Source organism: Nocardioides cynanchi (assembly GCF_008761635.1).
In the GTDB taxonomy this organism is placed as follows: Bacteria; Actinomycetota; Actinomycetes; order Propionibacteriales; family Nocardioidaceae; genus Nocardioides; species Nocardioides cynanchi.
The window spans coordinates 1,946,099-1,968,512 of record NZ_CP044344.1; the positions used below are offsets into that span (position 1 = coordinate 1,946,099).

General features: G+C 73.0%; 23 protein-coding genes. 7 read left to right on the forward strand and 16 right to left on the reverse strand.

Going from position 1 to position 22,414, the window contains the following annotated elements; translation table 11 throughout:
* Positions 1-42: 42 nt before the first annotated feature.
* From E3N83_RS09495 to E3N83_RS09520, 6 genes are read right to left on the reverse strand one after another with little or no spacing between them, the layout of a single operon-like run.
* Positions 43-1,437: an amidase gene (locus E3N83_RS09495; protein ID WP_151083032.1), complete on the reverse strand. Its 1,395-nt coding sequence runs from the start codon at positions 1,435-1,437 to the stop codon at positions 43-45.
* Positions 1,434-2,078, reverse strand: coding sequence for an SRPBCC family protein (locus tag E3N83_RS09500; protein ID WP_151083033.1), 645 nt, complete (start codon positions 2,076-2,078; stop codon positions 1,434-1,436). The genes E3N83_RS09495 and E3N83_RS09500 overlap by 4 nt, the downstream gene beginning before the upstream one ends.
* The gene (gene cutA, locus E3N83_RS09505; RefSeq protein ID WP_151083034.1) at positions 2,075-4,510 is read right to left on the reverse strand and encodes an aerobic carbon-monoxide dehydrogenase large subunit; all 2,436 of its coding nucleotides are present in this window, start codon (positions 4,508-4,510) and stop codon (positions 2,075-2,077) included. Before cutA ends, E3N83_RS09500 begins: the two co-directional genes overlap by 4 nt.
* A complete protein-coding gene (locus tag E3N83_RS09510; RefSeq protein WP_151083035.1) occupies positions 4,507-4,995 on the reverse strand; it encodes a (2Fe-2S)-binding protein in 489 nt (162 codons plus the stop codon). The genes cutA and E3N83_RS09510 overlap by 4 nt, the downstream gene beginning before the upstream one ends.
* Positions 4,992-5,957: an FAD binding domain-containing protein gene (locus tag E3N83_RS09515; RefSeq protein WP_151083036.1), complete on the reverse strand. Its 966-nt coding sequence runs from the start codon at positions 5,955-5,957 to the stop codon at positions 4,992-4,994. The genes E3N83_RS09510 and E3N83_RS09515 overlap by 4 nt, the downstream gene beginning before the upstream one ends.
* Before the next feature lie 35 nt (positions 5,958-5,992).
* Positions 5,993-7,429, reverse strand: a complete 1,437-nt coding sequence (locus E3N83_RS09520) for a uracil-xanthine permease family protein (RefSeq protein ID WP_151083037.1) — start codon at positions 7,427-7,429, stop codon at positions 5,993-5,995.
* A 572-nt stretch (positions 7,430-8,001) separates the two neighbouring features.
* Between E3N83_RS09520 and E3N83_RS19540 the strand changes: the two genes are divergently transcribed.
* Genes E3N83_RS19540 through E3N83_RS09535 form a run of 3 tightly spaced genes read left to right on the forward strand, consistent with a single transcriptional unit; the run spans position 8,002 to position 11,149 of the window.
* Positions 8,002-8,367, forward strand: a complete 366-nt coding sequence (locus tag E3N83_RS19540) for an oxamate carbamoyltransferase subunit AllH family protein (RefSeq protein ID WP_191908037.1) — start codon at positions 8,002-8,004, stop codon at positions 8,365-8,367.
* Positions 8,364-9,749, forward strand: a complete 1,386-nt coding sequence (locus E3N83_RS09530) for an FdrA family protein (protein WP_151083039.1) — start codon at positions 8,364-8,366, stop codon at positions 9,747-9,749. The genes E3N83_RS19540 and E3N83_RS09530 overlap by 4 nt, the downstream gene beginning before the upstream one ends.
* Positions 9,746-11,149: a YlbE family protein gene (locus E3N83_RS09535; protein ID WP_151083040.1), complete on the forward strand. Its 1,404-nt coding sequence runs from the start codon at positions 9,746-9,748 to the stop codon at positions 11,147-11,149. Before E3N83_RS09530 ends, E3N83_RS09535 begins: the two co-directional genes overlap by 4 nt.
* Here E3N83_RS09535 and E3N83_RS09540 read toward each other — a convergent pair.
* The 9 genes from E3N83_RS09540 to moeZ all read right to left on the reverse strand — a co-directional run bounded on the left by E3N83_RS09540 (position 11,061) and on the right by moeZ (position 18,562).
* Entirely contained in the window at positions 11,061-11,435 is a 375-nt protein-coding gene (locus tag E3N83_RS09540) for an MGMT family protein (RefSeq protein WP_151083041.1), read from the reverse strand. The genes E3N83_RS09535 and E3N83_RS09540 overlap by 89 nt on opposite strands.
* Before the next feature lie 31 nt (positions 11,436-11,466).
* Positions 11,467-11,973 carry a hypothetical protein gene (locus tag E3N83_RS09545; protein WP_151083042.1) on the reverse strand — a complete coding sequence of 169 codons (507 nt, stop codon included), beginning with the start codon at positions 11,971-11,973 and terminating at the stop codon, positions 11,467-11,469.
* A gap of 8 nt (positions 11,974-11,981) precedes the next feature.
* The gene (locus tag E3N83_RS09550; RefSeq protein WP_151083043.1) at positions 11,982-13,274 is read right to left on the reverse strand and encodes a DUF58 domain-containing protein; all 1,293 of its coding nucleotides are present in this window, start codon (positions 13,272-13,274) and stop codon (positions 11,982-11,984) included.
* Positions 13,271-14,263, reverse strand: coding sequence for an AAA family ATPase (locus E3N83_RS09555; protein ID WP_151083044.1), 993 nt, complete (start codon positions 14,261-14,263; stop codon positions 13,271-13,273). Before E3N83_RS09555 ends, E3N83_RS09550 begins: the two co-directional genes overlap by 4 nt.
* Positions 14,260-14,736: a hypothetical protein gene (locus E3N83_RS09560; RefSeq protein WP_151083045.1), complete on the reverse strand. Its 477-nt coding sequence runs from the start codon at positions 14,734-14,736 to the stop codon at positions 14,260-14,262. Before E3N83_RS09560 ends, E3N83_RS09555 begins: the two co-directional genes overlap by 4 nt.
* Entirely contained in the window at positions 14,733-15,464 is a 732-nt protein-coding gene (locus E3N83_RS09565; protein ID WP_151083046.1) for a DUF4129 domain-containing protein, read from the reverse strand. The genes E3N83_RS09560 and E3N83_RS09565 overlap by 4 nt, the downstream gene beginning before the upstream one ends.
* 92 nt (positions 15,465-15,556) lie before the next feature.
* Positions 15,557-16,492 (reverse strand): hypothetical protein, encoded by a 936-nt coding sequence (locus E3N83_RS09570; RefSeq protein WP_151083047.1) that lies wholly within the window; start codon positions 16,490-16,492, stop codon positions 15,557-15,559.
* 104 nt (positions 16,493-16,596) lie between these two features.
* Positions 16,597-17,322: a DUF4129 domain-containing protein gene (locus tag E3N83_RS09575; protein WP_151083048.1), complete on the reverse strand. Its 726-nt coding sequence runs from the start codon at positions 17,320-17,322 to the stop codon at positions 16,597-16,599.
* 28 nt (positions 17,323-17,350) lie between these two features.
* Positions 17,351-18,562, reverse strand: coding sequence for an adenylyltransferase/sulfurtransferase MoeZ (gene moeZ, locus E3N83_RS09580; RefSeq protein ID WP_151083049.1), 1,212 nt, complete (start codon positions 18,560-18,562; stop codon positions 17,351-17,353).
* A gap of 159 nt (positions 18,563-18,721) precedes the next feature.
* Here moeZ and E3N83_RS09585 point away from each other — a divergent pair, with 159 nt between their 5' ends.
* The 3 genes from E3N83_RS09585 to E3N83_RS09595 all read left to right on the forward strand — a co-directional run bounded on the left by E3N83_RS09585 (position 18,722) and on the right by E3N83_RS09595 (position 19,958).
* Entirely contained in the window at positions 18,722-19,360 is a 639-nt protein-coding gene (locus E3N83_RS09585; protein WP_151083050.1) for a TetR/AcrR family transcriptional regulator, read from the forward strand.
* 16 nt (positions 19,361-19,376) lie between these two features.
* A complete protein-coding gene (locus tag E3N83_RS09590; RefSeq protein WP_151083051.1) occupies positions 19,377-19,598 on the forward strand; it encodes a DUF3107 domain-containing protein in 222 nt (73 codons plus the stop codon).
* A 108-nt stretch (positions 19,599-19,706) separates the two neighbouring features.
* Positions 19,707-19,958 (forward strand): GlsB/YeaQ/YmgE family stress response membrane protein, encoded by a 252-nt coding sequence (locus tag E3N83_RS09595; RefSeq protein ID WP_151083052.1) that lies wholly within the window; start codon positions 19,707-19,709, stop codon positions 19,956-19,958.
* 73 nt (positions 19,959-20,031) lie between these two features.
* On the opposite strand, the gene E3N83_RS09600 is transcribed toward E3N83_RS09595, so the two are convergent.
* Positions 20,032-20,763: a ferritin-like fold-containing protein gene (locus tag E3N83_RS09600; RefSeq protein ID WP_151083053.1), complete on the reverse strand. Its 732-nt coding sequence runs from the start codon at positions 20,761-20,763 to the stop codon at positions 20,032-20,034.
* 43 nt (positions 20,764-20,806) lie between these two features.
* Between E3N83_RS09600 and E3N83_RS09605 the strand changes: the two genes are divergently transcribed.
* Positions 20,807-22,414 carry a DEAD/DEAH box helicase gene (locus E3N83_RS09605; RefSeq protein ID WP_151083054.1) on the forward strand — a complete coding sequence of 536 codons (1,608 nt, stop codon included), beginning with the start codon at positions 20,807-20,809 and terminating at the stop codon, positions 22,412-22,414.

Below are 22,414 nucleotides of genomic sequence, written 5' to 3' on the forward strand. Positions count from 1 at the left end.
CCACAACATCCAGGTCGGCCTGTGGAGAGCGGGCTCGCCGGACTAGACCAGTCCGGCGGCGGCCTCGAAGGCGGCCGCGACCTCGAGCAGACGCCGGTCGGCACCGAACGGCGCCACGATCTGGATGCCGACCGGAAGGCCGCCCCGGGTCTGCCCCGCCGGCACCGAGATCGCCGGGCAGCCGGTCACCGTGATCACGTAGCACGACCGCATCCAGTCCAGGTACGTCGTCATCGGGCGGCCGTTGATCCGGGTCGGGTACTCCTGCTCGACGGGGAACGGCGGCACCTGTGCGGTGGGCAGCACCAGCACGTCGTAGGTCTCGAAGAAGCGGCGCATCCGCTCCGCGAGGGCCGTCCGCTGGGCGTAGGCGCGAGCGACGTCGGCGCCGGTCAGGTGCTCGCCGGCCCGGATGTTGTCGGCCAGCGACCGCTTGATCCCCGTGGGGTGCGCGGCGAGGAGGGGACCGAGGCCCGCCTGGAAGCTCCACGCGCGCAGGGTGCGGAAGGTGTCGTCGGCCTCGGTGAGGTCGGGCTGGGCCTGCTCGACCCGCGCCCCTCCCGCGGCGAGACTCTCCCCCGCCGCCGCGACGACCCCGGACACCTCGGCGTCGACCTCGAGCAGCCCGGCCAGGTCGACGCTCAGCGCGACCCGGAGCCCCCTCAGGTCGCCCGCCACCGGCGGGGCGAACGACCGGCCCGGCTCCGCCAGCGCGGTCGGCACGCGCGGGTCGGGTCCGGCGATCACCGACAGCAGCAGGGCGACGTCGCCGACGTCCCGCGCCAGCGGGCCGCTGGTCGCCGTGGTCTCCCAGAGGTTGTCGGTGGGCCACGACGGCACCCGTCCCAGCGACGGCCGCAGCCCGACCACCCCGCAGAACGACGCCGGGTTGCGCAGCGAGCCGCCCATGTCGGAGCCGTCGGCGAGCGGCACCATCCCCGCGCGCAGGGCACAGGCCGCTCCCCCGCTGGAGCCGCCGGCCGAGCGGGTCGGGTCGACCGGGTTGAGGGTGGCGCCGAAGACCGGGTTGAAGGTGTGCGAGCCGGCCGCGAACTCCGGCACGTTGGTCTTCCCGATCGGCACCACACCCGCCGCCCGGATCCGTTCGACGACCAGCTCGTCGGCGTCGGGCACGTGGTCGGCGAAGAGCGGCGAGCCGTACGTCGTCCGCCAGCCCGCGACGTCGTGGGTGTCCTTGAACGCGAACGGCAGGCCGTGCAAGGGGCCGAGGTCGGCACCGCTCGCCGTCCGCTCGTCGGCGGCGTCGGCCGCGGCCCGGGCGCGCTCCTCGTCGAGTGACACGATCGCGTTGAGCTGCGGGTTGCGCTCGGCGATCCGGGCCAGGTGCAGGTCCAGGAGCTCGCGGGCCGAGATCTCGCGACGTCGTACGCCGTCGGCCATGGCCCGCGCGGTCGACTCGACGGTCAGCCCCGTCACCGGCGCCGCCGGCCGACGAGCGAGCCGGCGAGCACGCCGAGCAGGACCAGTCCGGCGCCGACCGCGATCCCCTTGCGGAACTCCTGTTGGGCGTCGACGGAGCGGGCGGGGGCGGTGAAGACCCGGCCGACCTCGGGCGCGGCCGAGGTGGCACCAGGCGTGATCGCCCGGTCGGGTGCGCCTCCGCCACCCGGGCGCGGGCCGGCGGAGGCGATCGCCTCGCCGACGTTGGCGAAGAACTCCCCCGCGGTGCGCCTGGAGACCGAGGCGAGCAGCCGCTGACCGACCCCGCCGACCATGCCGCCCACGGTGGCGTCCGCGTCGTACTCGACCACGGTCTGGCCGCCGGACTCACGGAAGGAGACCTCGACCGTGGCGTCGATCGTCCCGGGGGCGCCGGCCCCCTGGAGGCGCATCACCAGCGACTCGTGCGGGACCAGGTCGGAGAGCCTGCAGGTGCCGTCGTAGGACCCCCGGATCGAGGCGACGCCGGCGGTGACGGTCAGGTCGTAGGCGTGCTCACCGGCCGCGACCAGCCGCTCGCAGCCGGGGATGGTGCGGACCAGGACGGCCGGGTCGAGCAGCGCCTCCCAGACGGTCTCGACCGGGTAGGGAATGGCCTCGCGGCCGGTGATCCTCATGGGCGCTCCTCGTGGTCTCGACTCCGCTGCGCCACCGGCGTGGCGGGGTGTCGGCGGCGCAGGTCGAACAGCTCGGACGGCGAGATCGGCATCGCGGTGATCGCGAGCCCGGGATGGTAGGGCTGCTCGGCGTCGGAGACCGCGGAGGCGAAGACCGCCGCCGACGGGATCACCCCGGCCTCGCCGGCGCCCTTGATGCCCAGCGGGTTCAGCGGCGACGGCGTCTCGAGATGGTCGATGTCGATCCGGGCGGGGATCTCGGTGACGTAGGGCATCAGGAAGTCCATGAACGACGCGTTGAGCAGCTGGCCGGAGTCGTCGTAGGCCATCCGCTCGTAGAGCGCCCCCGCGATGCCCTGGGCCACGCCGCCGTGGATCTGGCCCTCGACGATCATCGGGTTGATCAGCCGGCCGCAGTCGTGGACGACGGCGTACTTCAGGATCGAGATCTCGGCGGTCTCCGGGTCGGTCTCGACGATCACCGCGTGCATGCCGGAGGCGAAGGTCGACCGCTCGGGTGAGTAGAAGTCACGACCTTCGAGCCCGGGCTCGTCGTCCTCGGCGACCGGCGGCTTCCCGGGGTCGCCGACCGAGAACTGGGTGGCCGCCTTGGACGCCTCGTCGAAGGCGTAGCGGAGCGGGTTGGACAGGACGGCGACGGTGCCGAGGTCGATGGACGCCTCCGTGCCGCGCACCGAGACGACCCCGTCGACGATCTCGAGGTCGTCGACGGAGGCCTCGAGCGCCTCCGCCGCGATCCGCAACGCCTTCTCGCGAGCCCGGGTCGCAGCCAGGTGGATCGCCGAGCCGCTCATCACCGCGGCCCGCGAGGCGAAGGTGCCGACGGCGTACGGCATCCGGCGGGTGTCGCCGGTGACCACCTCGACGTCCTCGAACCGGCAGCCGAGCACGTCCGCGACGAGCTGGGCGAAGACCGTGGCGTGGCCCTGTCCCTGGGTGGTCAGCCCGGTCGCGACCTTGACCTTGCCGGAGGTCTCGACGTGCACGTGGGCTCCCTCGTAGGGGCCGACGCCCGTGCCCTCGACGTAGCAGGCGAGCCCGATGCCGACTCGGCGGCCCTGGCGCGCCATCTCCTCACGGAACGCCGGGAAGTCGTCCCAGCCGACCAGCTCCTTGAGCTTGGCGAGCGAGGCGGGGTAGTCGCCCGAGTCGTACTCCAGCTCACGGCCGTCCTGGAAGACCAGCCCCTGGTCGAAGGGGAACTCGTCGGGCTGGATGAAGTTGGCCGCGCGCACCTCGGCGCGGTCCTTGCCGAGGGCCGCGGCGATCGCGTCCATGGTCCGCTCCATCACGTAGCAGCCCTGCGGGCGCCCGGCCCCGCGGTACGGCGTGACCATCACCGTGTTGGTGTAGAGGCTCTCGAAGACGACCCGGTAGGCGCCCGGCTTGTAGGGCCCGAGCAGCTGGGTCGAGGTGATGATCGGCACGATCAGCCCGTACGGCGTGTAGGCGCCGTGGTCGTGCCAGAACTCCACGTCGAGCCCGAGCACGCGACCGTCGTCGTCGTACCCGACCTCGACGTGGTGCACCTGCCCGCGCTCGTGCGCGGAGGAGATGAAGTGCTCGCGGCGGTCCTCGGTGAACTTCACCGTGCGACCGAGCTGCCGGGCCGCGAGCGGGACCAGGAGCTCCTCGGGCCACGGGTGGTTGATCTTGACCCCGAAGCCGCCGCCGACGTCGGGCGTGACCACGTCGACCTGGCCCAGGTCGAGCTCGAGCCGCGCCGCCACCGCAGCCCGGACGCCGGTCGAGGTCTGGGTGGAGGTCCACACCGTCATCCGCCCGACGTCGGGATCCCAGCGGGCCACCGTGCCGCGGCCCTCCAGCGGCATCGAGGCGCTCCGCTCGACGGTCAGGTCGAGGCTCAGCGTGTGCGGTGACGCCGCGATCGCGGCCCGGGCGTCGCCGTTCTCCTGCTCGAGCCGGGCGCCGACGTTGCCCGGCACGTCGTCGTGGACCAGGCGGTCGGCGGCCCGCGCCGCGTCGATCCCGACCACCGCCGGGAGCAGGTCGTAGGTCACCCGGATCCGGCCGACGGCGTCCTCGGCCAGGTAGCGGTCGTCGGCGACCACGAACGCGATGGCCTCACCGACGTGGTTGACCTCGTCCTTCGCCAGGGCGAACTGGGTCCGGCCGTGGGTGAGGGCCGGGTGCGGGATCAGCAGCGGCAGCGGGTCGGCCATCGGTCCGGTGAGGTCGTCGTGGGTCCAGACCAGGTGCACGCCGTCGAGGTCGAGCACGGCGCCGACGTCGATGTCGGTGATCCGGGCATGGGCGTGCGGCGAGCGCAGCACCGCCGCGTGGAGGGTGCCGACGCCGACGGCGATGTCGTCGACGTAGCGCCCCTGGCCGCGCAGGAAGCGCTGGTCCTCGGTGCGCTGCACCTTCTGCCCGAACAGCTTGGTGGTCATGCCTCACCACCCGCCAGCTCGGCGGCCCGGAGCACCGACCTCACGATGTTGGTGTAGCCGGTGCAGCGGCACAGGTTGCCCGCGACCATGTCGCGCGCGTCGTCCTCGGTCGGTGTCGGGTGCTGCCGCAGGCCTGCGGTGACGGTGGTCAGGAAGCCGGGCGTGCAGAAGCCGCACTGGAGCCCGTGGCACTCCAGGAACGCCTGCTGCACCGCGCCGAGGGTGCCGTCCGCCTCGGTCAGCCCCTCGACCGTGGTGATGTCGACGTCGACCGCCGAGACCGCGAACATCAGGCAGGAGCGGGTGGGTAGACCGTCGAGCAGCACCGTGCAGGCGCCGCAGACGCCGTGCTCGCACCCGACGTGGGTGCCGGTCAGGCCGAGGTCGTGGCGCAGCGCGTCCGACAGCAGGCGGCGGGCCGGCACCCGGAGGGCGTGGGCGACGCCGTTCACGGTGAGGCGGAGGTCGTGGAGCTGCTCGCTCATGGTCTCGACTCCGCTCGACCACCGAGGGGGTCCGCTCGACCACCGAGGGGGTCCGCTCGACCACCGAGGGGGTCCGCTCGACCACCGAGGGGGTCCGCTCGACCACCGACGGCGCGGGCGCGGGCGTCGTCGTACGCCTCTCTCAGGACCCGGACGGTGAGCACCCGGGCGAGGTGGGCGCGGTAGTCGGCACTGGCGTGGACGTCACCGACCGGGTCGAGCCGGCCCAGCGCCCGCTCGGCGGCCGCTGCGAGAGCCTCCGCGCCGACGTCGTCGAGCTCGACGTCCACCACCGTCGGGACGTCGCACACCGAGAGATAGGCGACCCAGGCCCGCGTGACCCGGTCACCCTCGACCCGGACCAGCGCGCCGGCCCCGCACATCGCGTAGTCGCCGTGCCGCCGCGCGAGCTCGGCGAAGGCGACGCCCTCGTCGGCGCCCAGCGCGGGGAAGAACGCCGACACCGCGATCTCGTCGTGGCGCACCGTCGACTCCAGCGGGCCGGCGAACAGCTCGTCGGCCGGGATCTCGCGGGTGCCGGCCGTCGACGCGACCCGCAGGTGCCCGCCGAGCAGCGCCAGGACCATCGGCAGCTCGGCCGCTGCGTCGGCGTGGACCAGTGAGCCGACCACCGTTCCGCGGTTGCGGATCGTCGCGTGGGCCACGTGGGCCAGGGCCAGGCCGAGCAACGGCTGCACCCGGCGTACGGCGGTCGAGGCGAGCACGTCGGCCTGCCGCGCCAGCGCCGGGACCTCGACCCCCTCGTCGGAGACCAGCACCTCGTCGAGTGCGGGCAGGCCGTTGATGTCGACCAGCGTGGTCGGCGCGGCCAGCCGCATGTTGAGCAGCGGCACCAGGCTCTGGCCTCCCGCCAGCACCTTCGCTCCCTCGTCGGCCGCCAGGGCCTCCAGGGCGTGCTGGAGGCCCTGCGGTCGGACGAAGGCGAACGGTGCGGGCTTCACAAGGCTCCTCGCGGTCAGGACCCGGGAGTCGCACGCTACCCGTGCGGAGGGCCCTCGACGTGCGCGCCGGGCGTGCCGACCGCCAGCATCGTGCCTTCGTCCTCGTCGGAGGCGATCAGGCGCGCGAGGTGGTAGCCGAGCAGGATCACGACCGTCCCGGCAGCGATGCCGCCGAGCTGGAAGTCCTTGGTGATCTCGAAGAACCCCGAGGTGCCCAGGCCGATGCCCAGGATCAGGCCGGCCGAGATCGGCACCAGGTTGATCGGTCGGCCGAAGTCGACGTCGTTCTCCTTCCAGATCTTGGCGCCGAGCAGCCCGATCATCCCGTAGAGCACCAGCGTCACGCCGCCCAGCACCCCGGCCGGGGTCGCGGCGACCAGGGCGCCGAACTTGGGCACCAGACCGAGCAGGATCGCCACGATGGCAGCGACGAAGTAGGCCGCCGTGGAGTAGACCCGGGTGGCCGCCATCACCCCGATGTTCTCGGCGTACGTCGTGGTCGGCGAGCCGCCCACGGCCGAGGCGATGACGGTGCCGAGCCCGTCCGCCGCGATCGCCCGCCCCATCATCGGGTCGAGGTCGCGCTCGGTCATCTGGGCCACGGCCTTGACGTGGCCCATGTTCTCGGCGACCAGCGCGATCACGGCCGGCAGGGCGAGCAGCGCGAACGTGATCGAGAAGCTGGGTGCGTGCCAGCCGACGGCCCCGAGGTTCTTCGCGACGTACTGGTTGCCGGTCAGCCCGCTCGCCGTGTGCTTCGGGAAGCCGAACCAGTCGGCCGCCCTGACGTTGGTCCAGTCCACCCGGGCATGGGCGGTGGCACCGCTGCCGAGCGTGCCGAACACGAGGTCGGCCAGCCAGGACAGGACGTAGCCGAAGACCAGGCCGAGGAAGATCGCGATCCGGCCGAAGAAGCCGCGCAGGCCGACCGCCATCACCACGACGGCCAGCATGGTGATGATCGCCATCCACCGGTCCGCCGGCATGTAGACCGAGGTGGCGACGCCGGCCAGGTTGAACCCGATCAGCATCACCACGGCGCCGGTGACGACCGGAGGCAGGATCTTGTTCACCAGGCCCGCGCCGCCGAGGTGGATCGCCACGCCGACCAGGGCCAGCACGACGCCGGAGACCAGGATCGCGCCGGTCACGTCCGCCGGGCCGCCCGGACCTCCGGAGCCGGTGTAGGTGTAGATCGCGGTGGCGCCGCCCACGAACGACGCGGAGGTGCCCAGATAGCTCGGCACCTTGCCCTGGACGATCAGCAGGAAGCAGATCGTCGCGATCCCGCTCATCAGGATCGCGAGGTTGGCGTTGAGACCCATCAGGGTCGGGAAGACGAACGTCGCACCGAACATCGCCATCACGTGCTGCGCGCCGAGCCCCACCGTCTTCCCCCAGGCCAGCCGCTCGTCGGGCGCGACCGCCTGACCCGGAGCCGGGTCGACCTCTCGCCAGGTGAACATCGACATCTGGACCCTCCTTCTCGTGCGGGGGCCGACCACCCCCACCTGTGACGCCCATCACACACCCCGACGGCGCGGATCCGGCGGAGGAACGCCGTCCCACGCGGTCGCCGCGAGCCGGCGTACGACGAGGAGCAGCCGGGTCGCGAGCGGCTAGCGTGGGTGCCGTGCCGCCCGTGCCCCGATCCGCGACGTCCGTCCCGGTGGCCGCTCCGCCTCGGGTCGCTGCCTGGGTGCGGGCCGCCCCCGACGGCCCGGTGCCCGTGCTGCACCGGTGTGCCGAGGCCGTCCACGTCGATCTCGCGGGGCGATGCGTCGGGATCATCGCCCGCCAGGCGCCGGGCCTGCCCCAGTCCATGAGGACCAACCTGCTGCGGGTGTCGTCAACGGGCACCGAGAGCGCTTATGTTGAAGACGGAATCCTTCACGTGGGCGCTCTCGCTCTCGTGACGGGTCGTCTCGTGGAAGTTCGCGCGCCACAGATCGGCTCGACACGGGTTCCAGGCACAGAGGCGAGCCCGGCCGGTGCTGTGGGCTTCCCCCGGTCCCGGCCGGTCGGGCTCGCCGCGCTTCCGCCCGTGGTGGACGCCGGGACCGTGGCCGCGTTCATCGGCCACGGGGAGGGTCTGACCCCGCTCGGTGACGACGTGGTGTGCGGGTGGCTCGCCCTGCACCGCGCGGTCGGGGTGGCGACGCCGGCCGTCGACGACGCCGTACGCCGTCTGCTCGGCCGGACCACCGCCCTGTCCGCGACCCTGCTCGACTGCGCTCTGGCCGGCGAGGTGGCCGACCCCGTCGCCGACCATCTCCGCGCCCTGGGCAGTGACCGGGAGCCGGTCACCCGCGAGCGCCTGTCGCGCCTCGGCCACACCTCGGGCTCCGGGCTCGGGCACGGGATCGACCTGGCCCGCGCGGCGCTGTCCATCAGCCGGGACGCAGCATGACCGACCACGTCGAGCTGCGGGCCGGCGCCTACGCCGACTCGGTCACCCTGCTCCAGATCAGCCGGCGGGTGCAGGACCTGCCCGGGGTCCTCACCGCTCAGGTCGCGATGGCCACCCCGCTCAACCTCGAGGTGCTGGAGCGGATGGGCTTCGAGATCCCCGCCGACGCCGGTGTCAACCACCTGGTCGTCGCGGTCCGGCTCGAGACCGACGACCTGCTCGACGAGGTGCGCGCCGAGGTGGACCGCGCGCTGACCGAGCGGCGAACCACGACCGACGAGCGGGCCGACGCTCCGCCGCGGACCACCGGCTCGGCGCTGCTCCGCGAGCCGGGGGCGCTGGTCGTGGTCTCGGTGCCGGGGGCCAGCGCCGCCGTCGAGGCGATGGACGCGCTCGAGGCCGGCAGCGACGTGATGGTCTTCAGCGACCACGTGCCCGTCGACCAGGAGGTCGCGCTCAAGCGGTACGCAGCCGACCGTGGCCTGCTGGTGATGGGGCCCGACTCCGGCACGGCGGTGGTCGGTGGGGTGGGGCTCGGCTTCGCGAACGTGGTCGCGCCCGGCCCGGTCGGCATCGTCGCGGCGTCCGGCACCGGGTGCCAGCAGGTGCTGGCGCTGCTGGACCACGCCGGGGTCGGCGTCTCCACGGCGTACGGCGTGGGCGGACGCGACCTGTCCGCCGAGGTCGGCGGGCTGGCCACCCTGACGGCCCTCGGCCGGCTCGACGCCGACCCGGCCACCCGGCTGGTGGTACTGGTCTCGAAGCCGCCGGACGAGGCTGTCGGCGCCGACCTCGCGACGTACACGGCGGGGCTCGGCACGCCGGTGCTGACCGCGCTGCTGGGGGCCGGGCGGCCCGACCTCACCGCAGCCACCGAGCAGGTCCTGGACCGACTCGGCCACCGGGTGCCGCGCTGGCCGGTCCACGGGAGGGCGAACCCCGGCAGCGGGACGCGCCTGCACGGGCTCTTCGTAGGCGGCACGCTGAAGGCGGAGGCCGACGTGCTGGTCACCGCGGCCGGGGTCGACGCCGAGCTCGTCGACTTCGGCGACGACGCCTACACCGAGGGCCGGGCCCACCCGATGATCGACCCGAGCCTGCGCCTCGCGCGCCTCGCGGAGGTCGCGGCTGACCCCGCCACCGGGGTCGTCCTGCTGGACGTGGTGCTCGGCCACGGCGCCGAGCCCGACCCCGCGGCCGCCCTCGCGCCGGCCCTCCGGGGCCTGCGTCCGCCGGTGGTCGTCACCGTCGTCGGCACCGCCCACGACCCGCAGGGTCTTGACCGTCAGGTCGACGCGCTGGTCGCCGCCGGCGCCGAGGTCCACCTGTCCAACGCGGGCGCGACCCGCCGGGCGATCGCCCTGCTCGGTGGTGCCCGGTGAGCGGGCCCGTCGTCGGTGTCGGCGCCGACCTGCTGGCCCAGGCCGTGGCCGACCAGGCGGTCGACGTCATCCGCGTCGACTGGCGCCCGCCGATGCCCGGCACCGAGGCCGACCTCGCGACGGTCGCCCTCGACCCCGACCGTCCGGCCGCGAACGCGACCGCGCTGGAGCGCGTGCTCGCCGTCCGGGCGCGCCTGGTCGACGTCGTACCCGCGCACGAGGCGCTCGGTCTCCAGCCCGGAGAGTTCCTGCACGCCGGCCCGCCGATCGCGTGGGAGCGCGCTTCCGGCCCGCTGCGTGGGGCCCTGATCGGGGGCGCCGCGCTGGAGGGACTGGTCGCCGAGCCGGAGGACGCGGTGGCCCTGTTCGAGAGCGGCACCTCGGTCAGCCTCGAGCCGTGTCACCACCGACGCACCGTCGGCCCGATGGCCGGCGTGGTGACGCCGAGCATGTGGATGTGGGTGCTCGAGGACCCCGCGACCGGGGCGCGCACCCACTGCACGCTGAACGAGGGCCTGGGCAAGGTGCTGCGGTACGGCGCGTACTCCCCCGACGTGCTCGCTCGGCTGCGCTGGATGAACGACGTCCTCGGCCCGCTCCTCCAGCACGCTGTCCGGGCCGCCGACCCGGTCGACGTCACCGCGATCCTGACCCAGATGCTGCAGATGGGCGACGAGGCCCACAACCGCAACCGGGCCGGCACCCTGATGCTGCTGCGCGACCTGGTCCCCGCGATGGTCACCAGCGGTGCCGCGCCCGCCGACGTGGCCGAGGCGGTCGACTTCGTCGGCAGCAACGACCACTTCTTCCTCAACCTCGCGATGCCGGCCTGCAAGCTGGCCCTCGACGCCGGCCGCGACGTGCCGGGCTCGACCCTGGTGGTGGCGATGTCGCGCAACGGCACCGACTTCGGCATCCAGGTCTCCGGCACCGGCGACGAATGGTTCACCGGCCCTGCGCAGGTGGCCGACGGTCTCTACCTCGGAGACTTCGGCCCCGACGACGCCAACCCCGACATCGGCGACTCCGCGATCACCGAGACCGCCGGGCTCGGCGGCTTCGCGATGGCCACGGCACCGGCGATCGTCCGCTTCGTCGGGGGCACGGTGCCCGACGCGCTGGCCACGACCCGCCGGATGCGCGAGATCACGCTCGGGGACAACCCGCGCTGGAGCATCCCGGTCCTCGAGTTCGCCGGCGTGCCGACGGGCATCGACGTGAGCGCGGTCTGCCGGACCGGCATCCTGCCCCAGATCAACACCGGGATGGCCGGTCGCGAGGCCGGGGTGGGCCAGGTCGGGGCCGGACTGGTCACTCCCCCGGCCGGGATCTTCCCGCAGGCGCTCCGCCGGCTCGCGGCGCTCGCTCGAGAGCGGGCGGCCGCCAGAACGCCTTCCTGAGGTCGACGCTCCCCGACGGTCGCAGCGGTGTCCCCTCCTCGAGGTAGGTCTGGCGGGCCTCGCCCTGATGGCTCGGCGGCAGGGAGCCGTCGGCGCGCACCACCCGCCACCACGGCACCGGGCCGCCGTATCCCGCCATCACCGAGCCGACCAGCCGCGGCCCGCCGCCGCCGACGACCGGCCCGACCACCTCCGCGATCGCGCCGTACGTCGTGACCCGGCCGCGCGGCACCTGCTCGACGCAGTGCAGCACCAGCTCGACGTAGAGGTCGTGGTCCAGGCTCATCGGGGGCTCATCCGGGGGCTCATCGGGCGGATCAGGTGCCCGCGTCCAGGCTGGTCGGGTAGAGGGTCGCCGCGGTGACCGCGACGACCAGCGCGACCGCCAGCCCCGCCACCCAGTACGACGCGGGCGTGGTGTGTCCGCTCTGGACGTCGATGGTGAGCCACAGCAGCGGCGCGACCAGCCAGACCAGGACGCCACGACGCAGCCAGCGCAGCACGAGAGCGCGGTCCGGCTGCAGCTCGCGGGGGCCGTACGCCGCCAGGGTCGCCGCGAGGTGCGAGGCCAGCAGCGCGCCGGAGGCGACCACGACCGCGAGCGGCATGGCGCCGCGGACGTCGACGCTCCACCACCCGACGACCAGCACCATCGCCGCACTGCCGACGTACTGCTCGGGCAGGTAGGCGAAGACCACGGAGGCGAGCACGACCAGCACGGCCAGCCACACCGGCGGCGCGAAGCCCTCGGGCGTGGCCGAGACCAGCGCCAAGAACGGCCCCAGCACGATCACGGCTCGCAGCGCCCACCCGCCGGGAGTCATCCGCGACCTCATCGGGCACCCACCCCCGCCCTCGGGAGCTGCGCCCGGCGCGCGAGCCGCCGCACGATCACGTCGAGGGTGCGCGGACCGTTCCACGGGACCACCGGGCAGCCGGCCGCGGCGAGGCGGTCGAGCACCTGCCGACGCTCCACGAGCCGCATCCGCCAGGCCAGCCTGGCGATCACGGGGTCGGTCTCGCTCGACACCGTCGGCGCCGCGTCGGCCGGCAGGGTGTCCACCACGATCACCGGCAGTCCCCGGCGCAGCAGCCGGACCGCCGCCGTGGCCATGCCCTCCGACAGCATCGGGCTGAGCACCACGACCATGGACCCGGCCGCGGTCCGGAAGTCGATCCGCTCCACGCTCACGTCGTGCGGCACCCCGGGGCGCACCCGGGAGAGCTGCCCCAGGATCCGCCGCAGGTGCCGGCTGCCGGCGCCGTACCCGACGTACTCGCCGTGCGGGCTGACCACCCGCAGCGAGACCCGGTCGCCCTGGCGGATGTACTGCTCGGCGATGGCGCCGGCCGAGCGCATCGCGACGTCGAGGCTCGACTGGGTGTCGTCGATGCCGCCGGACACCCCGTAGTCGGCCAGCGCGTCGACCACCAGCAGGAGCGCGGTGTCCTCCTCGGAGCGGGTCGAGACCACGTGCAGCGCGCTCGAGCGGAGCGAGACCCGCCAGTTGATCCGGCGCATCCGGTCGCCGGAGTGGAACTCGCGGATGGAGGAGAACTCCGTGCCGTCACCGTCGCGCCGCGAGCGGTGGGCCCCGATCAGGCCGATCGGGTTGGGGGCGGCGGCGGCCGAGCGGAACGTCGCCGACGCCGGGAGCACCGAGACCTCGCGGCCCACCAGCGCCACCGGCCCCCAGCGGTAGCCCGCCCAGGGGCTGAACAGGCCGACCTTCTCCTCCCCGATCCGGCGCTGCCCCCAGCGCCGGGTCGAGACCAGCAGCGGCACCGGGGCCTCGACCAGGTGCCCGAGGCAGCCGTTCGTGGGTTTGAGGGCGACGTACGCGGCCGACGCGCAGACCCGGGTCACGAACTCGACGTCCTCCGCAGGCTCGACCTGCAGCCGCGAGGTCGTGCCCTGCCCCTCGTGCAGCACGGCGTACGACGTCTGGGCGGCGACGTGCGGCTCGGTGCGCGGCTTGGCCAGGATCGCCGCGGCCCCGACGACCACCAGCGGCGCGACCAGCACGACCACGGCCGGCCGGCCGAGCACCAGCGCGATGCCGATCCCGACCCCGGAGACCGAGAGCGCGCGGGCGAGCGAGGCGGTGGCACGCCAGCGGGTCATCGCTGGTAGCTCTCCAGGGTGCTGGGGGTCGGCACCGAGCCGAGCACCGCGTCCACGACCCGGGGACCGCTGGCCTGGGTCATCCAGAGCTCGGGCTTGACCGTGATCCGGTGGGAGAGCACGGCTCGCGCGACCGCCTTCACGTCCTCGGGGATGACGTAGTCGCGCCCCCGGACCAGCGCGAAGCCACGGGCCGCGAGCACCAGCCCGAGGGAGCCGCGTGGCGACGAGCCGGTGAGCACGTCGTTGTGCTCGCGGGTGGCGGTGGCCAGCCGCACGCAGTAGCGGCTCACCGTCTCGTCGACGGTCACCGTCTCGGTCGCGGCCTGCATCGCGCGCAGGCCCGCGGCGTCGGTGATCTCGGACAGGTCGATCTCCTCGCGCTGCCGGTCGAGCCGGCGCTGCACCACGTCGTACTCCTCCTCCGAGGTCGGGTAGCCGAAGCTGACCCGCATCAGGAACCGGTCGAGCTGAGCCTCGGGCAGCGGGTAGGTGCCTTCGTACTCGATCGGGTTGGCGGTCGCGAGCACGTGGAACGGGTCGGGCAGCGGGAAGGTCTCGCCCTCCACGGTGACCTGGTGCTCCTGCATGGCCTCGAGCAGGGCCGACTGGGTCTTCGGCGGCGTCCGGTTGATCTCGTCGGCCAGCAGGAGGCCGGTGAAGAGCGGGCCGCGGCGGAACTCGAAGGTCCCCTCGCGCTGGTTGTAGAGGAACGACCCGGTCACGTCGGCGGGCAGCAGGTCGGGGGTGAACTGCACGCGCGAGAACTCCAGGCCCAGCACCCGGGCCAGCGACCGGGCCGCCAGCGTCTTGCCGAGGCCCGGGAAGTCCTCCAGCAGCACGTGCCCCTTGGCCAGGACGGCGGCCAGGACCAGCGTGAGCGGGATCCGCTTGCCGACCACGGCACGCTCGACCTCGTTCAGCACACGGCCGGCGAGCTCGGACGCCTCCGGGACACTGATCGGACCCGGGACGGGTGACTCGGTCATGACGACAGCTCCTCGATACGTCGGATGCACTCCTCGAGCGTGGTCCGGCTCAGCTGCCGCGGCGGCGAGTCGATCACGTCGCACAGGGTAGGGCCGAGCCGCTCGTCGACCCCCGGATCGCCGCGCCGCAGCCCCGACTCGGCCAGCTGGAGGTCGACCAGGATCCCGAGCCGGCGCTGGAGTCCGGGATCCACGGTGCGCGACGTCAGGTGGTTCTCCAGCAGCCGGACGTTGCGGCTCAGGCTGGCGTCCTGCCCCGGCGGCACCACCGGCCGGGCCGTGACCACCTCCCAGTCCGGCTCGGGGACCGAGGAGAAGTCCAGCACCAGGCCGATCACGGCAATCCCCATGAAGACCAGCAGGACCACCCGCGGCAGGTCCGGGGTGGTGTGCTCGTAGAGGGACCCGCCGATCACGGCGAGCACGATCAGCACCGCGAGCACGGCCCGACCGACCCACCGACGCGGCGTCACCGGCCGACCCCGGCCGGGATCCCGATCGAGGCGTGGATGTCGCGCAGGGCCTCGGCCGCGGCCTCGCGGTTGCCCTCGGTGATCTCGTGCTCGGAGAAGCGGGCCTCCCGGTAGAGCGCCGCCAGGCGGGTCACGGCCACCGGCGCCGCGGAGACGGCGTCGAGCAGTCGCAGGGTGAACTCCGAGGAGGTCTCCCACAGCTTGCGGGCGGCTCCCACCCGCTCGGCCTGCTCCTCGAAGCGGTCCCAGGCGGCCACGATCGCGTTGCGCGGCGTACCCCCGAGCAGCAGCGCGAACTGGTCGGCGGCGTCGCGACGCATCTCGTCGACCAGCGGAGCCGGGTCCTCGAGCACGTCGAAGTCGATCACGGCGGCGCGTGGCTCGGTGCTGCGGCGCGCCGCGAGGTCGTCGACCAGCCAGCGCAGCCCGCGGTAGGCCAGCAGGAGCAGCCAGGCGAACAGGGCGTAGCGCACCACCGTGCCGAGCACCGACGCGAACGGCACCGACGAGGTGCCCTGCGGGAGCACCGTGGTGCTGTCCGGGCCGCTCCGGTGCCCGGGCTGCGACGTGATGGTCGGCCGCGGCGGGTGGAAGATGTCGTCGCGAGGGGTCCCGTGGATCACTCCCGACGGCCCCGACCTCGCCGCCATCACCACCAGCAGCAGCATCAGGACGACGCCGGCGAGGCTGAAGCCGAGCGCGAGTGCGCCCGCCCTGCGCGCGGACATGTCCGAAACCTAACCGCTGATCGCCGCACGCGCGCTCCGCATGTGCGACACGATTCGGTAACGCAGGCTCGCGTCGTACGTCGCCCCGGGCGCTAGAGGATCGGGTTGAAGGGCTCCGTGCCGTTGACCAGCTGGAGCCCGGAGATCCCGGAGTGCGCCTGGGCGAAGGCCAGCTCCTTGGCCAGGTCGCCGATGTTGTTCGACGCCGGAAGGGGCGCCAGTCCGAGCGTGGACAGGACGCCGACGGCCCTGCCCCCGGCGGTCATGAAGCCCGACCCGGAGTCGCCCGGGATGCCGGGACTCACCGTGTACAGCGGGTGGCTCCACCCCCCGTCGGCCGCGGCGTCGCCGAGGCTGAGCCCGGTGTGCGGCGAGAGCGGTGAGAGCCCGGCCCGCAGGCTGGAGTTGCCGTAGGTCCACACCTGGTCTCCGGAGGCGGTGCCGTCGGTGTCGATGCCGGTCGGCCCGCCCCAGAACGGCACGCTCGGGTTGACCTTCGAGACGTCAGCCGCAGCCACCTTGACCAGCGCCAGGTCGTTGTAGGCGCAGGTGTTGGGGTCGGTGGTGCCGAGCTGGTGCTCGGTGATCCAGGAGCTGTAGGCCAGCGTGCCGTGGCCGACGATGGTGCCTTCGCCGGCGAGGTTGCCGTCGTTGGTGAGGTCCACCGGCGTCCCGAGCGGCACCGAGGCCGTCGAGCACCCGTTGGTGTCGGTCGACGAGCCGGTGCCGGCGCAGTGCGCGGCATAGCCGAGGTACGTCGTACCGGCGGCGTCGGTGAAGACGAAGTTGGCCGTGCACTGGGCGCCGGCGGTGTACATCATCGTCCCGGGGTGGATGGTGGCGGTCGCGGCCGGAGCCCAGGCCGAGGCGGGGCTGAGCGAGCCGGAGCTCGAGCCGAGCAGCGGGAGGCCGAGCCCGGAGGCGGCAGCCGGCTGCGAGCCGACCAGGGCGATGGCGACGGCGGTGGCGGCCAGCGCGGCCACGGTCGCGGTGAGCCGCCGAGCGGTGCGGGCGAGGGATGGGGTCATCTGAGGTGAGCCTCCCGATCGCGGACGCCGGCCTGACCCGGCGCGCCTGGTCTTCGGGAGGTTCAACGCGGCCGACCGACCCGGGTTACGGCCCGGAACGCTGCTCAGGGCTTGGCGGGAGCGGCCGTGAGCAGCGACGCGTGCACCCGCCGGACCGCCTCGATGGCGCGCTCGCGGTGCTCCTCGGTGATCTCGTGCCGGGAGAAGCGGGCCTCGACGTAGAGCCGCTCGAGCCTGTCCACGGCGTCCTGGTCGCGGGCCAGGGCCCCGAGCACGCGCACCGTGAACTCCGACGGCGTCTCCCACTCACGGGGCGCCAGCCCGACCTGGGCGGCCTGCTCCTCGAACCGGCTCCAGCAGGCGACGATCGCGTTGCGGGGCGGACCGGTCCGGAGCAGCTGCTCCCGCAGGTCCGAGCCCCGGCGGATCTCCTCGGCGGCCGCCACCGGGTCCTCCAGCCAGTCGACCTCCACCTCGAGGGCCTGCTCGGTCGCTCGCCGCCGGCCCGGCAGCGAGATCAGCTTGAGCAGCCCGAAGGCGGAGACCGCCCCCAGCAGCACGAACCCGCAGGCGATCGCGGCCAGGCCGATCAGGAGGGCTCGCGCCCACCACGGCGAGTGGGCCGGCGGCCCCGCGTGCACGTGGCCGCCGTGGTGGAGCGGCGGCGCCGTCGCCGGCGGCGAGGGCGCATGGAAGACCCCGTCGTGACCCGTGCCGTGGATGATCCCCGACGGCCCGGCCCGCGCCGCGAGCGCGACGAACAGCAGCACGACCACGACCCCGGCGAGGGTCGCTGCCACCGCGACGGCACCGCGCCGAGCAGAGGTCATGCACGCACCGTAACCCGGAGCGGTGCGGTCAGTACGTCGGCTGGCTCGGGTCGATCTGGTCGACCCAGGCCACCACGCCACCGCCGACGTGCACCGCGTCGGCGTACCCCGCGCCCTTGACGATGGCCAGCGTCTCGGCCGAACGCACTCCGGTCTTGCAGTGCATCACGATCTGCTTGTCGCCACCGGTCAGCTCGGTCAGCCGCTCCAGGGCCGACCCGTTGAGGAAGTCGCCCTTCGGGATCAGCACCGCGCCCGGGATGTGGTTGATCTCGGCCTCGTTCGGCTCGCGGACGTCGACCAGCACGAAGTCGCGCTCGCCGTTCTCCCGCTCCTTGAGCATGTGCGAGAGCTGGACCACCGAGATCGTCGACCCGACCGCCGCCTCGGAGGCCTCCTCGGAGACCGCGCCGCAGAACGTGTCGTAGTCGATCAGCCCGGTGACCGTGGGGTGCTCGCCGCACAGCGCGCAGTTCGGGTCCTTGCGGACCTTCAGCTTGCGGTACTCCATCTCCAGGGCGTCGTAGATCATCAGCTGACCGACCAGCGGGTCGCCGATCCCGGTCAGCAGCTTGATCGCCTCGTTGACCTGGATCGCACCGATGCTGGCGCACAGCACGCCGAGGACGCCGCCCTCGGCGCAGCTCGGGACCATGCCCGGCGGCGGGGGCTCGGGGTACAGGCAGCGGTAGCAGGGCGCGTCGTCCACCTGCTTCGGTGCGAACACCGAGGCCTGGCCGTCGAAGCGGTAGATCGAGCCCCAGACGTAGGGGATCCCGAGGAAGTACGCCGCGTCGTTGACCATGTAGCGGGTCGCGAAGTTGTCCGTGCCGTCGACGATCAGGTCGTAACCCTCGAAGACCTGCATCACGTTGTCGTTGTCGAGCCGCTCCTCGTGGAGCACGACGTTCACGTAGGGGTTGGTCTCGGCGATCGACTCCTTGGCCGACTCCGCCTTGGACTTCCCGATGTCGGACTGCCCGTGGATGATCTGGCGCTGGAGGTTGGACTCGTCGACCTCGTCGAACTCGGCGATGCCCAGGGTGCCCACGCCCGCGGCGGCGAGGTAGAGCAGCGCCGGGCTGCCGAGCCCACCGGCGCCGATGACGAGCACCTTGGCGTTCTTCAGCCGCTTCTGACCCGACATCCCCACGTCGGGGATGATCAGGTGCCGGCTGTACCGGCGTACCTCGTCCAGGGTCAGCTCGTCTGCGGGCTCGACCAGCGGGGGGAGGGACACGTGTGCTCCTAACGACGGTGCTTCGGTGCGAGGTGGTGAACACCCGTCCCAACCGATCCCCGGCCGCCGGTGTTCCCGTCCCATCGTCCCGACCGCACCCCGGCCGGCCGAGCGCGTCCGTCATCCGGACGTGACGCACCGGACAGTAGGGTGCCAGTCGTGGGTACGACGGACAGGTCCGGACAGGACCAGAAGCCGCGCGGGGGCAGGCTCCCCCGCAACGAACGGCGCGTCCAGCTCCTCGAGTCCGCACTCGGGGCGTTCGTCGCCCAGGGCTACCACGCCGCCGCGATGGACGACATCGCCGAGCGGGCGGGGGTCTCCAAGCCGGTGCTCTACCAGCACTTCCCGGGCAAGCTCGACCTCTACCTCGCCCTGCTCGACGTCTCCTGCGACCAGATCATCGACAACTGCCGTGCCGCGCTGGCCTCGACCCACGACAACAAGACGAGGGTCGCCGCCGCGATGGCCGCGTTCTACTCCTACGTCGCGGCCGAGAACGGCGCCTTCCGCCTGGTCTTCGAGTCCGACCTGACCAGCGAGCCGGCCGTCCGTGAGCACGTCGACCGCGTCACCAGCGAGTGCGCCGCGATGATCGCCGACGTCATCCACGACGACACCGGGCTCCCGGGCGAGGCCTCGCGACTGCTCGCGGTGTCGCTGGTGGGAATGGCCCAGGTCAGCGCCCGGTTCTGGATCTCGGAGGCGGCCGGGATCAGCCAGCCGCAGGCGGTCGAGCTCGTGAGCGGCCTGGCCTGGCGGGGCATCCGCGGCTACCCCCTGACCGACGAGCACTGACCATCGAAGGAGACCCATGGAAGTCAAGATCGGCGTCCAGCACGCACCCCGGGAGCTCGTGATCGAGACCGCGGACACCGCCGAGGAGATCGAGTCCGCACTGGCCGACGCGGTCGGCAGCGACGGTCTCTTCGCTGTCACCGACAGTCGCGGACGACGGGTCCTCGTCCCGGCGCGCAACATCGCCTACCTCGAGGTCGGCGGCGGCGTCAGCGGGCAGGTGGGTTTCCGCAGCTGAGGTAGCTGGCGGGGCCCCAGCGTTTCGCCATCGTGCGCCTGACCCGGCATGATCGAGGCACATGGACCGAGCTCTTGATCGGGAGCCGGGTCGACACAGGAGGCACTCATGGGTTGGTTCTTCGTCATCGTGATGGGCATCATCATCGGTCTCTTGGGCAAGTTCGTGGCACCGGGGGATCGAGACAACATTCCGCTCTGGCTGACCGTCGTCTGCGGCATCGTCGGTGTGCTCATCGGCTACGGCTGGCTGGGCGGGACCCACGGGATCGACTGGCTTGCGTTCTTCGTCTCCATCATCTTCGCCGCGATCCTCGTGATGATCGCCGCAACCGTGACCGGGCGCGCCAAGAAAGCCTGACCAGGCCCACGCAACGCACGCAGACCCCGCCCCGGCTCGCCGGGGCGGGGTCTGCGCATGCAAGGGCCGAGACTCAGGCCGACAGCCCGAGCTCGGCCATCCGGTCGGCGTGCCGCTCGGTGATCCGGGTGAACATCCGGCCGATCGCGGCCAGGTCGAGCCCCGGCCGGTCGATGCCACCGGCGAGCAGCGCGGTCAGGGCGTCCCGCTCGGCGGCGACCCGCTGGGCCTGGGTCAGCGCCTCCCCCATCAGCCGGCGTCCCCACAGGGCCAGCCGCCCGCCCAGGGTGGGGTCGTCGGCGATCGCCTGCCGGATGTGACGAACCGCGAAGGTCGCCTGGCCGGAGTCGTCGAGCGAGGCGACGATCAGGTCGCGGGTGTCGGCGTCGAGGTAGGCCGCGATCTCGCGGTAGAAGTCGGCCGCCATGCCGTCCCCGACGTAGGCCTTGATCAGCCCTTCGTACCAGTCGGCCGGGGCGGTGTGCGCGTGGAACTGGTCGATCGCGGCCTCGAAGGGGGCCATCGCGTCGAACGGGTCGGCCCCGAGGGCGACCAGCCGCTCGTGGAGGCGGGTGACGTGCCCGAACTCCAGGCTCGCCATCGCGCACATCTCCACCTGGTCGCGCAGTGAGGGCGCCAGCTTGGCGTCGTCGACGAGCCGCTCGAAGGCCGAGAGCTCGCCGTACGCGATCGCGCCCAGCAGGTCCACGACCGCGTGCAGGTAGTCGGCGTCCTCGAAGACGACCTGGCCGGGTCGCGGGGCCGGGCCGGGATCCGCCGCGCCGGCCTCCGGGGATTCCGTCATGCCTCCACGCTACCGATAGACTGGGGCCGTCCCCGCGAGAGCGGTGAGGGCGGGCGCCCGTTTCCTTCGAGCGCCACCTGTATGTGCGCGGCAGACGCAACGGTTTGAGCCTGGGTCAGCCGCAACGACGACACTGGCTCGAACTGAAAGCGAACCCACTTCCGTGACCTCGACCTTCCGGGACCTCGGCGTCCTGCCCCAGATCTGCGACGCGCTCGAGCGCGGCGGCATCACCACGCCCTTCGCCATCCAGGAGATGACCCTCTCGGTCGCCCTGCTCGGCACCGACCTGATCGGCCAGGCCCGCACCGGCACCGGCAAGACCCTCGCCTTCGGCATCCCGGTGATGCAGCGCAGCGTTGTCTCCACCGACCCGGCGTACGCCGACCTGCCGCAGGGCAAGCCCCAGGCCCTGATCGTCGCCCCGACCCGCGAGCTCGCGCTCCAGGTCAGCGGCGACCTCGCCCTGGCCAGCAAGGACCTCGGCCTCCGCGTCCTGACGGTGTACGGCGGGGTGCCCTACGAGCCGCAGCTCGACGCCCTCACCAGCGGAGTCGACATCGTGGTCGGCACGCCCGGCCGGCTGATCGACCTGTGCAACCGCAAGGCGCTCGACATCTCCCACGTGCACGCGCTGGTGCTCGACGAGGCCGACGAGATGCTCGACCTCGGGTTCCTGCCCGACGTGGAGCGGATCCTCAAGATGACCCCCGAGACCCGCCAGACCATGCTGTTCTCCGCCACCATGCCGGGCGCGATCGTCGCCCTGGCCCGCACCCACATGCGGCACCCGATGAACATCCGTGCCGAGTCGTCGTACGACACCCAGCTGGTGCCGGCGACCGCCCAGTTCATCTACCAGGCCCACGACCTCGACAAGCCCGAGATCATCGGCCGGATCCTCCAGGCCGAGGACGCCGACAAGATCATCGTGTTCACCCGCACCAAGCGTCAGTCGCAGCGGATCGCCGACGACCTCGCCGAGCGCGGCTTCAGTGCCTCGCCCCTGCACGGCGACATGGCCCAGGTGGCCCGCGAGAAGGCCCTGACCAAGTTCCGCGAGGACAAGATCCGGGTGCTGGTCGCCACCGACGTCGCCGCCCGCGGCATCGACGTGCAGGGCGTCTCCCACGTCATCAACTACACCTGCCCCGAGGACGAGAAGACCTACATCCACCGGATCGGTCGCACCGGCCGGGCCGGCGCGACCGGGATCGCCGTGACCTTCGTCGACTGGGCGGACGTGCACCGCTGGAAGATGATCAACAAGGCGCTCGACCTGCCGTTCGACGAGCCCCAGGAGACCTACTCGACCTCGCCCAACCTCTTCCACGACCTCGGCATCCCCGAGGGCACCAAGGGCCGGATCGTCGACCCCGCCCCGGTCGAGCGGGCGCCCCGCAGCGACCGCGACGGCGAGCGCCGGAGCGGTCGGTCCTCCGATCGGTCCGGCCGCTCCGGTGGCCGCGAGGGCAGCCGCCAGGGTCGCGAGCGCAGCCGTACCCGCAGCGGCGAGCAGGTGACCGGGTCGCCGGCACCCGTGGCCTCGGCCACCGAGGTCCCCGGCTCGGAGCCGAGCGGCGCCGAGCGTCCGGCGCGCACGCGGCTGCGGCGTCGACGCCGCAGCCCGGGCACCTCGACCGCGTCCTGA